This is a genomic window from Flavobacterium urocaniciphilum, from assembly GCF_900110615.1.
Lineage (GTDB): Bacteria > Bacteroidota > Bacteroidia > Flavobacteriales > Flavobacteriaceae > Flavobacterium > Flavobacterium urocaniciphilum.
This window is the reverse complement of the sequence record NZ_FOEI01000007.1, coordinates 129,049-143,483: the sequence shown is the minus strand read 5'-3', so window position 1 is coordinate 143,483 and position 14,435 is coordinate 129,049. Positions and strand designations below refer to the sequence as shown.

15 protein-coding genes are annotated in these 14,435 nt (G+C 30.8%); 4 read left to right on the top strand and 11 right to left on the bottom strand.

The genetic code is table 11. The features are described 5' to 3' along the window. Positions 1–2,590, bottom strand: a 2,590-nt coding sequence (locus BMY86_RS11580) for a choice-of-anchor L domain-containing protein (RefSeq protein ID WP_143065660.1), incomplete at its 3' end; no start/stop codon positions are given. A gap of 104 nt (positions 2,591–2,694) precedes the next feature. Here BMY86_RS11580 and BMY86_RS11575 point away from each other — a divergent pair. The 3 genes from BMY86_RS11575 (at position 2,695) to BMY86_RS11565 (ending at position 4,746) form a co-directional block, all read left to right on the top strand. Further along, a complete protein-coding gene (locus tag BMY86_RS11575; protein ID WP_091469519.1) occupies positions 2,695–3,594 on the top strand; it encodes a NifU family protein in 900 nt (299 codons plus the stop codon). A gap of 114 nt (positions 3,595–3,708) precedes the next feature. Further along, positions 3,709–3,909 (top strand): dodecin family protein, encoded by a 201-nt coding sequence (locus tag BMY86_RS11570; protein ID WP_091469517.1) that lies wholly within the window; start codon positions 3,709–3,711, stop codon positions 3,907–3,909. A 75-nt stretch (positions 3,910–3,984) separates the two neighbouring features. Further along, positions 3,985–4,746, top strand: coding sequence for a mechanosensitive ion channel family protein (locus BMY86_RS11565; protein WP_091469514.1), 762 nt, complete (start codon positions 3,985–3,987; stop codon positions 4,744–4,746). 3 nt (positions 4,747–4,749) lie between these two features. Here BMY86_RS11565 and tsaB read toward each other — a convergent pair whose 3' ends face one another. From tsaB to BMY86_RS11550, 3 genes are all read right to left on the bottom strand, one after another. Next, a complete protein-coding gene (gene tsaB / locus BMY86_RS11560; protein ID WP_091469511.1) occupies positions 4,750–5,415 on the bottom strand; it encodes a tRNA (adenosine(37)-N6)-threonylcarbamoyltransferase complex dimerization subunit type 1 TsaB in 666 nt (221 codons plus the stop codon). An 87-nt stretch (positions 5,416–5,502) separates the two neighbouring features. Next, entirely contained in the window at positions 5,503–6,828 is a 1,326-nt protein-coding gene (locus BMY86_RS11555; RefSeq protein WP_091469508.1) for an efflux RND transporter periplasmic adaptor subunit, read from the bottom strand. 4 nt (positions 6,829–6,832) lie between these two features. Continuing rightward, the gene (locus BMY86_RS11550) at positions 6,833–8,188 is read right to left on the bottom strand and encodes a TolC family protein (protein WP_091469505.1); all 1,356 of its coding nucleotides are present in this window, start codon (positions 8,186–8,188) and stop codon (positions 6,833–6,835) included. Positions 8,189–8,261: 73 nt separating this feature from the next. On the opposite strand from BMY86_RS11550, the gene BMY86_RS11545 reads away from it, so the two are divergent. After that, the gene (locus BMY86_RS11545) at positions 8,262–9,689 is read left to right on the top strand and encodes a DUF4403 family protein (RefSeq protein ID WP_245745661.1); all 1,428 of its coding nucleotides are present in this window, start codon (positions 8,262–8,264) and stop codon (positions 9,687–9,689) included. A gap of 181 nt (positions 9,690–9,870) precedes the next feature. Here the strand turns inward: BMY86_RS11545 and BMY86_RS11540 are convergent, their stop codons facing one another. The 7 genes from BMY86_RS11540 to BMY86_RS11510 form a co-directional block, all read right to left on the bottom strand. After that, the gene (locus BMY86_RS11540; RefSeq protein WP_091469500.1) at positions 9,871–10,140 is read right to left on the bottom strand and encodes a hypothetical protein; all 270 of its coding nucleotides are present in this window, start codon (positions 10,138–10,140) and stop codon (positions 9,871–9,873) included. After that, a complete protein-coding gene (locus tag BMY86_RS11535; protein ID WP_091469497.1) occupies positions 10,130–10,714 on the bottom strand; it encodes a DUF420 domain-containing protein in 585 nt (194 codons plus the stop codon). Before BMY86_RS11535 ends, BMY86_RS11540 begins: the two co-directional genes overlap by 11 nt. Positions 10,715–10,849: 135 nt before the next feature. Further along, positions 10,850–11,476 (bottom strand): SCO family protein, encoded by a 627-nt coding sequence (locus tag BMY86_RS11530; protein WP_091469493.1) that lies wholly within the window; start codon positions 11,474–11,476, stop codon positions 10,850–10,852. 112 nt (positions 11,477–11,588) lie between these two features. Next, positions 11,589–12,281: a hypothetical protein gene (locus BMY86_RS11525; protein WP_091469491.1), complete on the bottom strand. Its 693-nt coding sequence runs from the start codon at positions 12,279–12,281 to the stop codon at positions 11,589–11,591. A gap of 159 nt (positions 12,282–12,440) precedes the next feature. Beyond that, positions 12,441–12,791 carry a cytochrome C oxidase subunit IV family protein gene (locus tag BMY86_RS11520; RefSeq protein WP_091469489.1) on the bottom strand — a complete coding sequence of 117 codons (351 nt, stop codon included), beginning with the start codon at positions 12,789–12,791 and terminating at the stop codon, positions 12,441–12,443. Positions 12,792–12,815: 24 nt separating this feature from the next. Further along, complete coding sequence (locus BMY86_RS11515; RefSeq protein WP_091469488.1) at positions 12,816–13,790, bottom strand: cytochrome c oxidase subunit 3; 975 nt, start codon at positions 13,788–13,790, stop codon at positions 12,816–12,818. 44 nt (positions 13,791–13,834) lie between these two features. Beyond that, a complete protein-coding gene (locus BMY86_RS11510; protein ID WP_091469485.1) occupies positions 13,835–14,419 on the bottom strand; it encodes a cytochrome c oxidase subunit 3 in 585 nt (194 codons plus the stop codon). Positions 14,420–14,435: the final 16 nt, after the last annotated feature.

The window sequence follows — 14,435 nt, the reverse complement described above, 5'->3', positions numbered from 1 at the left end:
CGGCTTGTTCACCTGTAATTAATGAGTATAAATCAATTACAGCTGCACTTGTTTCACAAACAGTAGTAGAACCATCCGTACCAGCTACTGGAGGATTGTTAACTGTAATCGTAACACTTCCTGTAGCAGTATTTGTACAAACTGGAGTACCCGTTGTAGCAATACCTGATAAAGTATAAGTAGTAGTTGCAGTTGGAGTTACTGTTACAGAACCATTACCAGTGGCATCTAAAGGTGTAGTTAACGTTGAAGTTCCATCTGAATAGGTAACAATTGTGTTTGGCGTTCCAACAAAAGTTAAATTCGTTGATGAACCATTACATATTGAAGCTGTTCCTGTAAAACTAGTTACAGTTGGAGGAGCTACAACAATTAAATCGAAAAATTTACTATCATCAAAAAGAGATCCATCAGAATTTTTAATTACTCTAATATAAATAGTCTGAGGATTTGAAATATTTGGATAAGCATTATTTGGAGTAATAGGCGCTGCGCCACTTGTTGCATTGGCAGCACTTGTATGGTATGAAACTGTGTAATCAGCACTACTTAATGTACCTAAAATTGCAGCATTTTGTAATGATAAATTAAAAATTTCTACACCATCGTTTAAATTATCACAAAGCACCATGTTTGGAGGTGTTTGCGCACCACAAACAGCATTTATTGTAACGGTAACTGTACTTACATCTGTAGGACAAGTTGGACTTGCATTAACCGTATATTGTAAAACATAATTAGCAGCACTATTATTAGAAGCAATTGTACCAGCAGCTAAATTTACATTTGCTCCTGAACCAGAAACTATTGACCAAGTTCCTCCTGTTTGTTCTCCAGTAATATAATCAGCTAAATTATAAACCACTACATCATCTTTACAAAAAGTTAAAGTACCATCAGTACCTGCATAGTTAGACTGACTTGCTTGTAATGTAAATTGAGTAAATTGTTTATTTAATGGAACTAAATTTTCCCAATATCTAACATAAATTTCCTCTGGATTTGTTGAAGTAACATATGCATTTTCAGGAGTAATCGCTCCAGTTCCAGCTACAGCAGATGCCATATCGTGGTGGAAACTGATCGAATATTTAGTTGGATCAAAACCGTTAAAAATAATAGGTTTTCTTGTAGTTAAATCAAATAAAGTTGAATTTGGAGTAAGACTACAAACTGTATCGTCGCAGTTTACAAATTTCAATTTAAATTCTTTTATAGAACGGCATACGTTTCCAGAAGTCATAAAATTAGAATAACCTAAAAAGATAGATTGATCATTTGTTCCGTTGAAAGTATGCCATTGCGATTGAGGAATAACATTTGTATCATCAAATGCATCATCATATGTTAAATAAAATCCTAACTCATCAAAACTAGAATCATAATTTGGTACAATTGCATTAATTTGTAAATTTAAATCAAAAACTCCTGTAGCAGTAGCAGGATTATCCGAACATAAAGTTAACGGATTTGGAGTATTTAAAACCGGACCTTCTTTATAATTGATTACAATTTCATCTTCGAATGTACAATTTTGAGAAGGATAAGGTTTAACAATAACTTTCATAATTCCATCTGTACAAGTCAAATCACTTAATATATATGTATTTGAAGTTGTAGAAGTATACACTAAAACATTATTAAAATACCAATAGTGAATTGCTCCAGGATAATCTGTTTGATTAAAAGGAGTAGTAAATGGCAAGCTATCTCCACAACAAGCCTCACTTGGCCCAACCATATCTCCTCCTAAATTAACTGAAGGAACCGAAAAACTTTTTTCTTTAAAAAATACAGCTGAATCAAATGCAGAATCCCCAGCATCTGCTAAGGCTAATTTAATATGATATGTTTGACCACACTGCACTTCAGATCTTGCTGTTAAAACAGTAGTGAATCCATCATACTGTATATGAGCACCACCACAGTTATTTACATAATAAGCACAATTTGTATTTCCAGGCAATGTAGCCGGACATCCTGATGCATTACCACAATTTACATTATTAATTGAAATTGGTGTTGTTGAATTTGGTAACAAAGCGATATTTTTTGCTCCATTTGAAAAAGGTCCAGAAATTCCAGGACCACTTAAAAAGAAACCAAAAACATCATTAAAACTAGAATTAACATATTCTGGATATTCCTCAGAAGCAAAAACATATTCAAATTTAACTTCAGGACCAAGTGGAACGAAGTCAAATTCTAAAATACAAATATTATTGATACTCATTGTAGTAATCAAACTCAAATCTGGATCTCCATTCATTGGAGTATTTGAAGCTGTTGTACTTCCATTAGCAGAATTAGGACCAATAGCTCCAGTAGCCGAACCATTTGTCATAATTAAACCACTAGTAAGTCCTAAGTTTGTAGCAGTAGAACCCGTTGAATAAAATCCTAATTGATTATTTGTAACAAAAGCATTTGCAGCACTATTGTTATATTTAACATTAGAAACCGCTAAACCCGGACCAATTAATTTACTTAAAATTAAATCGGCAGGGGAATAAAGAGTATTATTTACATTTAATTGTGCATTTGTTATCAATGAAAATAACATAATGCATAAAAGTAGTAATTTTTTCATTTTGTGTGTTGGTTTATGTTGATGTTGTGTTAACAAAATAATAAAGTTCAAATATATAACTTTACTTTTTGTAATGTTTGTATCTTTGCAAAAAAAGGACTAAAATGGGCAAAATATCGATAAAAATCACAAATAACTCGTCAATTGTTAAATTTGAATTAGAAGAAAACATTACTCGAAATAACAATTACGAATTTAAGAACATAGATGAAACTGCTAAGTCGCCATTAGCCAAGCAGTTATTCTTTTTACCGTTTGTAAAAACAGTATATATTTCTGGAAATTTCATCGCAATTGAAAAATTTTCAATTGTTGAATGGGAAGATGTTCAAGACGAAGTAGCACAACAAATTGAAGAGTATATTGAAAAAGGCGGTAAAATTATTTTAGAAGAAGAAACTACGGTTAAGAAAAATCCAATTACGATTTATGCGGAATCGACTCCAAACCCCTCTGTAACAAAATTTGTTGCGAATAAAATGTTAACAAAAACAGCGGTTGAATGTAAAAACATAGACGAAACTAAAGCTTCTCCTTTAGCAAAAGATTTGTTTAGCTTTCCGTTTGTAAAAGAAGTTTTTATTGACGAAAATTATGTTTCAATTACTAAATATGACATTGCAGATTGGAATGAAATTACCTTTGAATTACGCAATTTCTTAAAACAATATTTAGAACAAACCGATTTGGTTGTAGATGAAAGTTTGATTGAGAAAACAGATAATTTCAAAATTAAACAAGATGAATATTTTGATAATTTAGATGTTACTTCTCAGCAAATTATTAATATTTTAGAAGAATATGTGAAGCCAGCTGTACAAAGCGATGGAGGAAACATTACTTTTAATTCGTATGATGAAACTTCAAACGTGGTTAAAGTAACGTTACAAGGAGCTTGTAGCGGATGTCCATCTTCAACATTTACATTGAAAAATGGTATTGAAAACATGTTGCGTCAAATGTTAAGCAACAATACCATTATTGTAGAAGCTATGAACGGATAAAAGTATTGATTTCTTATATTAACTATCTGAATATCAATAATCAAATTTAAAATATTTACCTTTTGAAACGAATAATTTTGTACCTTTAAAATCCTAATTTTAAAAGTTAATAGTATGGCCGTTTTAAAAGTTATCGAAATATTATCGAGTTCTAGTGTAAGTTGGGAAGATGCTACTAAGAAAGCTGTTTCAAAAGCATCTAATACCTTAAAAAATATACGTTCCGTTTACGTGCAAGAACAAAGCGCTGCAGTTGTAGACGACGAAGTAACCGAATTTAGAGTGAATTTAAAAATCACGTTCGAATTAGATTAACAAATCCTATAAAAAACAGTTAAAAAGCGTTCTATTTATAGAGCGCTTTTTTATTTTTGCAAAAAAATTACAATTATGATTAATGAAATTTTATCCGGACAATACGGCACTTATATATTAGACTATTCTATAAAAATCGCCATTGCATTATTAATTTTAGTTTCAGGGCTTTGGTTTACAAGTTTTATTACTAAAACTGCCAAAAAGTTAATGATAAAAAGACATGTTGAAATTACCTTAACTAACTTTTTAGGAAACATCATTTTTTGGACGTTACGTGTAATGTTATTCATAACTGTAGTTTCCAAATTAGGTATTGAAACTTCTTCTTTTGTAGCGATATTAGGAGCAGCTGGTTTAGCAGTTGGTTTGTCTTTACAAGGTTCGTTATCCAATTTTGCGGGTGGAATTTTAATCATCTTGTTTAAGCCTTTTAAAGTTGGCGACACTATTGAAGTTCAAGGCGAACAAGGTAAAGTTTCAGAAATTTTAATATTTTCAACAAAAATTATAACCGCAACTAACCAAGTTGTGTATATTCCAAACGGTATTTTATCAAATGGAAAAATTAAAAACTATACACAATTAAATACCAGAAGAGTTGATGTAGAAATTCTAACAAATTACACTAGTGACGTATCTAGTTTAAAAGAGAAATTATATCAAATTGCCGCATCTCATCCTTTACTTTTAAAAGACTCAAAGCCGGAAGTATATATTAATCATTTTACGGATTCTAATGTGCATTTTTCAGTTAGAGTGTGGACCGAAAACGCTAATCACATGAAAGTAAAATCGGATATTTTAGAACAAACTAAGGATTTGGTAGATTTGTAATAATTACTTCTTCGTAATCAAAACAAAATCTTTTAAGTAAAAAGGTTCGAAATAAGCAACATCTTCAAATTCGTTTTTTTCGAACTTTTGCTGTGCAATTACAGCCATTTCTGTTGCTGAAGGAAATTCTAATTCTGGGTAAAAATGAAATTTAGAATCGGTTAACACATCTTTCAATTTCATCGCGCCATCACCTACTAAATGAATGGCATCTGAAATATCTTTGTAACTTAAAGCATCGATAACTTCAGCTTTCGTTTCTCTAATTTTATTGAAATTTGCATCAAAAAAAGCAGAAAAGACTTCCATTCTTCGCGCATCAATCATTGGAACAATTATACCATTATCAACATTAATTTTTCTTGCAATAACTTCTAAAGTATCTACTGCAATTAATGGAACCGATAAGGCATAACATAATCCTTTCACAGCTGAAACACCAATTCGCAAACCCGTATAAGAACCCGGACCTTGACTTACAGCAATAGCAGACAAATCGGATAATTTTAAATTGGTTTCAGCAAAAACTTCTTCAATAAAAACATGCAATTTTTCTGCATGAGAAAAATTTTGTTCTGCTATTTCTTTAACAAATAAAACTTCCCCATTTTTCGATAAACCTACTGAACAATTTTTAGTAGCTGTTTCTATATTTAAAATCAATGCCATTTTCAAACTAATTATTACGCAAAGTAACAAAAAAAAAGACACAATTTCTTGTGCCTTCTTAAAATCAAAATCTATCTATCTATTTAACTAACTCTTCTCTTCTTTTGCCTTTTTATCTTTATCTGCTTTTGTTTCCAATCTTACTTTATCATTAGGCATTAAATCTTTTGAAACTAAAGTATACGGACCAGTAATAATCTCATCTCCTTTTTTCAATCCTGATAAAATTTCAATATTTGTATCATCTTGAATTCCAGTTTTTACTACTCTAATTTTTGCTTTATCACCAACTTTCACAAAAACACATTCGTATTTGATATCTTTTTTTGGCGTTTTACCTTTTGCTTCAGCTTCTTCTTTTTCTATTTCAGCAACGATATCTTTTTTAGTTGAAGTTGTATCATCTTTAATAACAATTGCACTTATTGGCACACCTAAAACATTTACACTTCTTTTTGTCTCAATATCAACTGTAGCTGTCATTCCTGGACGGAAAGGTGAAAAATTCGAAGGTTTTCCCTCTAATAAATCTGCATACGATTCTTTAACTAATCTTACTTTTACTTTAAAGTTTGTTACTTGATCTGCCGTTAATCCTGTTGTTGCAGAATTGGAAATACTAGTAACTACACCATCAAATTTTCTTTTTAAATATGCATCAACTTCTACTTTAGCCGAATCACCAATACTAACTTTTACAATATCATTTTCATTAACATCTACTTCAACTTCCATATTGTTTAAGTTTGCAATTCTCATCAACTCAGTACTTGCCATACCTTGCGTTCCCATTACTCTTTCTCCTAATTCTACATCTAATTTAGAAATAGTTCCATCTGCTGGCGCAATAATAGTTGTACGTTTTAAGTTGTCATTTGCTTCAGTTACATTAGCCGATGCTGATTTCATTTGGTAATAAGCCGATTGTTTACTTGCACTTGCCACTTCATAAGCTGAAACAATTCTGTCCCATTCTGCTCTTGAAATCACTCCTTTTTCAAACAATTTTTTATTTCTATCGTAATTCGCTTTTGCTTCTTTCATTTGAGCATCAGCTTGACTTACACCTGCTTTCGTAGTTGATAAAGAAGCTACTGTTCTGTTTACTCCAGATTCATATAAATCAGGATTAATTTTAACCAATAAGTCACCTTTTTTAACTTGTTGTCCTTCTTTTACATTTAAAGCAATAATTTCCCCAGAAACTTCTGGTGCAATTTTAATTTCTACTTCAGGTTGAATTTTTCCAGTAGCTGAAACGGTTTCAATGATAGTCATTTCTTCCGCTTTTTTCACTTCAACTATTTTGCTTTCGTCGTTATTACCAATTGCACCATTCTTTTTAAGTACAATTAATATCGTAATTAATCCAACAACACTTCCTAAAATGATAAATAATTTTTTTCTTGACATGGCTTTATTGTTTTTCTATAAGTGGAATTCCAAAATAGAATTCTAAAATTTTAATTCTAAAAATATAATCGTATTTGGTTCTTAATACTTCAGATTGAGCAGCTACATAAGCATTTTGCGCTTGATTGAAATCGAAAATATTCATCATTCCAATTTCATATCTGTCTTTAGCATATTGCATGGCTAATTCACGAGCTTTTACAATTTGCAATGCTGCTTCATGACTTTCTTTAGCAGCTTTAGTATCTGTATAGGCTGTAAACACATTACGTTCGATATCTAATTCTTGCTGACTTTTAGCTAATTGTGTTCTTTCTAAAGCGATTTTAGCTCTAGCAACATTATTTCTAGCTGCAAATCCATTAAAAATTGGAATATTTAAAGACAACCCGAAATTCTGACCTTTGTTAATATCAAATTGATCAAAAATTGGTTTTGGTCCTGAAATTATTCCAGTTTGAAAATCAAAACTATTTGTGTTGGAAGCTCTTGTATTGAATCCGTAAAAACCAGACAAAGTTGGTAAATAAGCACCTTTAGCAATACTTACATCTTTCTTAGCAATATCAATATTAGTATTAGCAATTTTTAATTCCGTTCTATTTTCCTTTGCTTTAGCAATAATTGCATCTGATGATTCTGTTAAAATGGTAGAAAACATAGTTGGCATATCCTCTTCAGACACATCAAAATTTTGAAAATCCTCAATTTGTAATAATTGCGCTAAACTTAATTTTGATAATAATAAAGCATTTTCTGCTACTATTACTCTTTGATTGTCTGAAGCCAAAGTTGCCTGAACATCTAACAAATCTCCTTTTGGAACATTACCAGCTTCAACTAATTCTGTTATTCTTTGTAATTGTTTCTTATCTAATGATTGTTGTTCTTTTTGAACTTTTAAATTCTCTTTATTGAATAAAATTTGCAAATACGCATTCGCTACATTTAAAGCTACATCTTCTTGCATTTTAGTTAATTGATATTGACTAGCGATTAAAGTTAAATTTGCTTTGCGTAATTGGTTTTGATTTTGCAAACCTCTATAAATATCTACATTCGCATTTAAATTAGCAGAAGTAAATTGTGTGGTTTGATTTTCTAACAAACCCGTAGTAATATTTTGATTCAAACCAATATTCCAAGAATGAGAACCAGAAGCATTAATATTTGGTAAAAAATTTCCAATGGCATCTTTTTTAGTAATGGATGCATTTTGGTTATCCAACTCCGATTGTTTAATTGAAATATTATTTTGAATGGCATGATTGATACATTCTTTCAAGGTCCATTTTTTTCCTTGAGCGAAAGTGGTAAGGCTGGCAAAAAATAATATAAATACTATTTGAACTGACTTCATTATTGTTATTGTTTTTATAGTTAGACCAATTTTGATAAAAAATGTTACACATTAGAATTAAAATTTTATTTTTATGCCCGATTATACTAAAAGAAACTCAACACATCATATGAATTCAAAAATTAAAATCTTGTTGTTCGGAATATTAAATATTAGTCTTTTTAGCTGCAGTACTACTAAAAAAATAGAGGCGTTAAAACCAGAACCTTCAACGGGTGCCGAAATTGTTTACAGCAACAAAACATCCTTAATTTCTATGCCAATGGAAGTTAGTGTGAAGGAAATTGAACATCAAGTCAATAAAAATTTAAAAGGATTAATTTACAACGATTCCATTTTGAATGACGATAAAACCGAAATGAAAATTTGGAAAACCAACGATATTAAATTAGTTGAAAAAAACGGAGAAATCATTTCTGTAATTCCTTTAAAAATATGGGCAAAATTTAAATATGGAACCGAATTTTTAGGATTAAACGATACTCGAGAAATTAATTTAAACGGAACCATTACTTTAAACAGTAAAGCCAATTTTGCCAATTGGAAATTGAACACAACATCAAAAATTGAAGATTTCGAATGGAGCGAAAGTCCGAGTATTTTAGTGGCTGGTAAAAATGTACCAATTACTTACATCATCAATCCAACCTTATCTATTTTTAAAGGAAAAGTAGCTAAAATGATTGATGAAGCCATAAATAAAAGTTGCGATTTCAAAGAACAAGTTTATGGAGTATTGGAAACGATGTCGACACCTTTTTTAGCAAGTGAAACGTATGAAACTTGGTTTAAAATGGTTCCAACAGAATTGTATAGTACCAATGCCGTTTTAAAAAATGCGAAAGTAACGATGAATTTAGGTTTGAAATGTCAAATGCAAACTATGGTTGGACAAAAACCAAAAACAGGTTTTGACAAATCGAAATTAATTTCAAAAGCTGTTGGTATTATTCCTTCTGATTTTAATGCATCAATAGCCGCAGTTTCTTCTTATGAAAGCGCTAGTAGAATCATGACCAAAAATTTCATGGGTCAGGAATTTGGTTCAGGTAAAAGAAAAATCACGGTTCAAAAAGTTGACATTTGGCATAAAGAAGGCAAAATGATTATTGCTTTAGACATGTTAGGTTCGGTAAACGGTACGATTTATTTAGCAGGTGTTCCAAAATACAATTCGGAAACAAAAGAAATTTACTTTGACGATTTAGATTATGTTTTAAACACGAAAGGCATTTTAACTCGAACTGCAAATTGGCTATTACAAGGCGTAATTTTGAATAAAATTAAAGAAAACTGCAAATACTCTATCAAACCAAATTTAGATGAAGGAAAGAAAAATATGCTTCCGTATTTGACTAATTATTCTCCAATGAAAGGTGTTTTTGTAAATGGTAAGCTTAATGATTTTGTATTTGAAAAAATTGAAATGAATAATGATGGAATTGTGGCGTTTATCACTTCATCTGGAAATATGAAAATTACGATTGACGGAATGGACTAAATTTAGTAATCAGTTTTCAGCAATTAGTTTTCAGCACAATAAAATTAACCACAACGTTTGTCACTCTGAAAGAGTCTCACACAATTGTTATAGAGATGCTTTCAGTATGACAAGTTTGGGTTTGGTTCAGATTTAAAAACTTGAATTTATAAAAAAAACGTTCCGAAATCGGAACGTTTTTTTATTGTTGATTTGTAGCTTCTTTTTTCTTTTGTCTTAGTCGCCATACCGCATAAAACACAGCTGCTACTAAAATATAAGGAATAGCCATAAGATATACAATACCGTCGTTTACCCCTTCAGCTGCCGCTTTATTTGCTTCATTTTGAAGAGAAGCTCTACACATAGCGCATTGAGCAATTGAGGCAAAAGGCAAAAGGCAAAAGGCAATAGTTGAAAATAAAACTTTACTTCCAACTTCCAACTTCCAACTTCTGACTTTATTTAACATAATAAGGAGAAATCATTACATAAACTATAACACCTGTAATAGCAACATACAACCAAATTGGAAAGGTAATTTTAGCTAATTTTTTGTGTTTATCGAAACGTTGTGCTAACGCTCTAACATAAGTAATTAAAACCATTGGAATAATTACAACTGAAAGCGTAATATGTGTTAACAAGATAAATAAATAAAACAATCTTGAACTACCAACAGCTAATTTTTCAGAATCTTCTAAAATTGAATTATGATTTGTATCACCATACACTGCTGAAATAGAAGTCATATGATACGCCACATACATTAGTAAAAACGCAACTGAACAAGCAATAGCGGTTTTCATTAAGTTTTCGTGTAGTTTTCTTTTTCCGTTTTTAATCGCCATAACTGCAGCTACTAAAACTACTGCTGTAATTCCGTTTATTGTTGCGTAAATTGGAGGTAACATATGTAAAGGCTCTACATCATAACCTAACTTTTTTAAGTTTACTCCGAATAATGCAGCTACAGCTAAAGGAATGATAATTGAAACTGCTGTAATTAACTTATTGTATTTTGTTTCTATGTTGTTATTTTCCATGATTTAATTATTTTCTTCTCGATACAATTTTCTTCATTACAATTTGAAAATCACTCGAAGTGACGGCATGAAGATTAAACTATACTTTTTTTTTACTTTTTTCTTATGTCTTTTGCCTTTTTACTTGGCTCTTTCTTATTCTTCTAATAATAATTTAATATCTTCTTTAATGGCGTCTATACCTGGTTGTTCTAAACCATCATAATACAAAATTGGATTACCAAAATTATCTTTTCTACATCTAATATTTCCTTCTTTATCAATTAACGCAAATAAACCTGAATGTTCAAAACCACCTTGTGCTTTTTCGTCTTTTCCAGCATAAATATTAAAACCTTTATTAGCCAAATTCATAATATATTCGTAATTGCCTGTTAGAAAATGCCAATTTGGATGCTTCACTCCTAATTTAGTAGCATGTTCTTTTAAAGCAGCTGCAGTATCATTTTCTGGATCGATAGTAATAGACGCAATTCCGAAATCTAAATTTCCATAATTAGCTTCTTGTAATTGCAACATATTTTGATTCATTTTCGGACAAATAGTAGCGCAATTAGCAAAGAAAAATTCCACAACAAATACTTTACCTTGATAATCTTTGTTTGTTACTTTTTTACCATTCTGATCAGTTAATTCAAAAGTGGGCACTTTACCTAATTTTTCTAATCCACTATCTTTAAAACGTTCTGTTAATTCTTTTACGGTCCAAATTCCGAACAATAAAACAATAAACGATATTCCGATGTAAGAGTTTTTTTTCATTCTTATGTCATTGCGAGGAACGAAGTAATCAATTCCTCATATTATTTATTTCATTCTTGTTGAATCTAAAAGTCCTTCGACAAACTCAGGATATCATCTTAAAGATTTACCATTATTTTTTACTTACTTCTTGTTCAATTTTATCTCTGAAATCATCTTTACGTTTATTCTTTTTTAAAGCTAAACGATACTCTCGAAGTAAAATCTTTACGTCGTCTGACATTTCATTATGTAATTCGGCAGCAGAAATAGTGTTATAACATTCTCTATACTCTACTTTCCCTTTTATTTTTTGCCCTTTTCTTCCGCGTAAACTTTTTTCTCTATCGATGATGTACACAAATGAAGTTCCGGTATGTACATTCAAAGTATTTTTAAATTTAAACGAATTGAAATAATTTTCTATTTCAACTGGTTTTCCAAAAAGGAAATGCCAATTTTTTAAATCGTTAGAAAGTCGTCTAAATTCTAACATAATGGCTTTTATTTTTTCTTGATTCCCATCCGGCATAATCATTACCATTTGAAAATCTTTAAAGCCACCGTATTTATTATAAATTTTTTGATTTAAGTTAAACAAGTTAGCCTTAACTTCTTCAATATCATTCCCTGGAAAACCTAAAATGGTAATTTTTTGATCTAAAGAAATCTTTTCCCCATTTAAAGACACAAACTGACTTGGTACATCTGCATGATTCTTAGAAATAACCGGTAAGAAAAGTGAATTATGAGAAGCCGTTGCAAAAAACATATAAGCAACTATGGGTAAGAAGAATAATACGGATAAAACGAAATATTTTTTCATTTATGTAAATGTATTTTTAGCAACTCTATATTCTTTAACTGCTTGGTTTTACTTTTTTAAAAATAAACGGTAGCACTTTCAATTATATAGAATAAATTTTGGTGACACAAAGGTAAAAAAAATCCCGACGTTAGCCGGGATTGATTTATATAAATTTTGTTAAAATATCCATTTGTAGTGAGAATGCTTGAATACTTCAAAAATGTAATCAGCTTCTACTAAAACGATAAAACATAAGTATAAAATTAAGAATACTAATGGCGCAACAATTGACCATCTTAAACTTTTCTTTTCACCTTCTAAGTGCATGAAGTACCACATGATACCGTAAGCTTTAACGATTGTTAAGATGATGAATATCCAGTTTAATAAACTTGTATTAATTAAATTAACTCTGTGTAAGCTATCTGGTTTTGCAATACCTAAAGCAACTTCAACTATTGTTACTAATGATAAGGCTGCAAATACTGTCCATATCTTTTTTGTATTAGATTCGTGCGCGTGTCCCATAATATATTTTTCTTTTACTAAAAATTAAACTAAATAGAAGAATGTAAATACGAACACCCAAACTAAATCGACAAAGTGCCAGTATAATCCAACTTTTTCAATCATTTCATAACTCTTTCTTTTCTCATACGTTCCTAATAAAACATTGAAGAAAACTAAGATGTTAAGCATAACTCCTGAGAATACGTGGAATCCGTGGAAACCTGTAATAAAGAAGAAGAAATCTGCGAATAATTTATGACCGTATTCGTTTCTGATTAAGTTAGCTCCTTGTACTACGTGAGCAGCATCTGCTAATCTTTTTTCAGAATCTTCACGAGTAAGAACTGTTTTATGTTTGTCCTTAATCATTTCAGTTCTTACTAAAACTTCCGGATGAGCTTTGAAACCAGCCATAACTTCATTTACTGAATATTCAGGTAAAGTTGACTCGCTCATGAACCAAAATCCTTTTTCTCTTGTAAGTTGTTCTCTTTCTTCTGGTAAAGTAGCAGCAAATTCTTCTAATTTTACTCTTTCGTATTTACCGTCTTTTCCAGCTTTTACGAATTGTAAGATAGAACCTCCTGTAGTTTCTACTGCACCGTACTCACCTTTGATGAAGTTTTTCCACTCCCAAGCCTGAGAACCTAAGAAGATGAAACCACCCACAATTGTAAGTAACATGTAGATAGCTACTTTAGTTTTTTGTAATTTATGACCTGCATCTACCGCAATTACCATAGTAACTGAAGAGAAGATAAGTATAAACGTCATTAATGCAACATAGTACATTGGTAATGTTTGTCCATGTAAGAATGGAAAGTGCGTAAATACTTCGTCGGCAATTGGCCAAGTTTCGATAAATTTAAATCTAGAAAAACCGTAAGCAGCGATAAATCCTGAAAAGGTTAAAGCATCTGATACGATGAAGAACCACATCATCATTTTACCGTAAGTGGCTCCCATTGGTCCTGGACCTCCGTCTAAAGCGTGTTCATGTGTAACTGTAGCGCCCATAAAATAGTTATTGTTAAAAAGTTCCCAAATTTATTATTTTTTTTCTATTTGAAAAAATAGAAAAATAAAAACAAGTAAACCCAAATAAAATCCATAAAGTGCCAATATAGGCCACTTAGCTCAATACCAAGGCATTGCGACGAATTGTATTTTTGTTTATAATGATTATAAATTACATAAATTAACGAAATCATACCTCCAAACAAGTGTGCAACGTGTACAAACACGAAAGCATACAAGAAAGAAACGGTAACTTTACTAGACGAACCGAAAGGTACTAAGCCTTGATTGAACAGTAAATCGAATCCTTTAAATTGTAAGTATACAAATGTTAAACCTAGCACCAAAGTTACTAATAAATACGTTGTAGTTAATGAACGATTATCAGATTTAATTGCTTTTTTAGCTAAATAAAATGTTACACTACTAATTAATAAGACAATTGTACTGTAAATAAAGGTTTCCGGGATGATCATTTCCTTCAACCAATCTGGTCGTTGTTTACTTACTACAAACGCACTCGTTAATCCTGCAAAAATCATGATGATGCTAATCATACCGAAGTATAAAAGCATTTTGTAAGATTTCGATTTTCTATCGTAAACTTCTTGTGTTATTGTATTCTCCATTTTCTTTTATATTTAA

Excerpts from the sequence above, each read along its gene's own strand:
- BMY86_RS11575 (WP_091469519.1), top strand. The coding sequence starts at position 2,695 with ATGGGCAAAATATCGATAAAAATCACAAATAACTCGTCAATTGTTAAA.
- BMY86_RS11570 (WP_091469517.1), top strand. The coding sequence starts at position 3,709 with ATGGCCGTTTTAAAAGTTATCGAAATATTATCGAGTTCTAGTGTAAGT.
- BMY86_RS11565 (WP_091469514.1), top strand. The coding sequence starts at position 3,985 with ATGATTAATGAAATTTTATCCGGACAATACGGCACTTATATATTAGAC.
- tsaB (WP_091469511.1), bottom strand. The coding sequence starts at position 5,415 with ATGGCATTGATTTTAAATATAGAAACAGCTACTAAAAATTGTTCAGTA.
- BMY86_RS11555 (WP_091469508.1), bottom strand. The coding sequence starts at position 6,828 with ATGTCAAGAAAAAAATTATTTATCATTTTAGGAAGTGTTGTTGGATTA.
- BMY86_RS11550 (WP_091469505.1), bottom strand. The coding sequence starts at position 8,188 with ATGAAGTCAGTTCAAATAGTATTTATATTATTTTTTGCCAGCCTTACC.
- BMY86_RS11545 (WP_245745661.1), top strand. The coding sequence starts at position 8,262 with ATGCCCGATTATACTAAAAGAAACTCAACACATCATATGAATTCAAAA.
- BMY86_RS11540 (WP_091469500.1), bottom strand. The coding sequence starts at position 10,140 with ATGTTAAATAAAGTCAGAAGTTGGAAGTTGGAAGTTGGAAGTAAAGTT.
- BMY86_RS11535 (WP_091469497.1), bottom strand. The coding sequence starts at position 10,714 with ATGGAAAATAACAACATAGAAACAAAATACAATAAGTTAATTACAGCA.
- BMY86_RS11530 (WP_091469493.1), bottom strand. The coding sequence starts at position 11,476 with ATGAAAAAAAACTCTTACATCGGAATATCGTTTATTGTTTTATTGTTC.
- BMY86_RS11525 (WP_091469491.1), bottom strand. The coding sequence starts at position 12,281 with ATGAAAAAATATTTCGTTTTATCCGTATTATTCTTCTTACCCATAGTT.
- BMY86_RS11520 (WP_091469489.1), bottom strand. The coding sequence starts at position 12,791 with ATGGGACACGCGCACGAATCTAATACAAAAAAGATATGGACAGTATTT.
- BMY86_RS11515 (WP_091469488.1), bottom strand. The coding sequence starts at position 13,790 with ATGGGCGCTACAGTTACACATGAACACGCTTTAGACGGAGGTCCAGGA.
- BMY86_RS11510 (WP_091469485.1), bottom strand. The coding sequence starts at position 14,419 with ATGGAGAATACAATAACACAAGAAGTTTACGATAGAAAATCGAAATCT.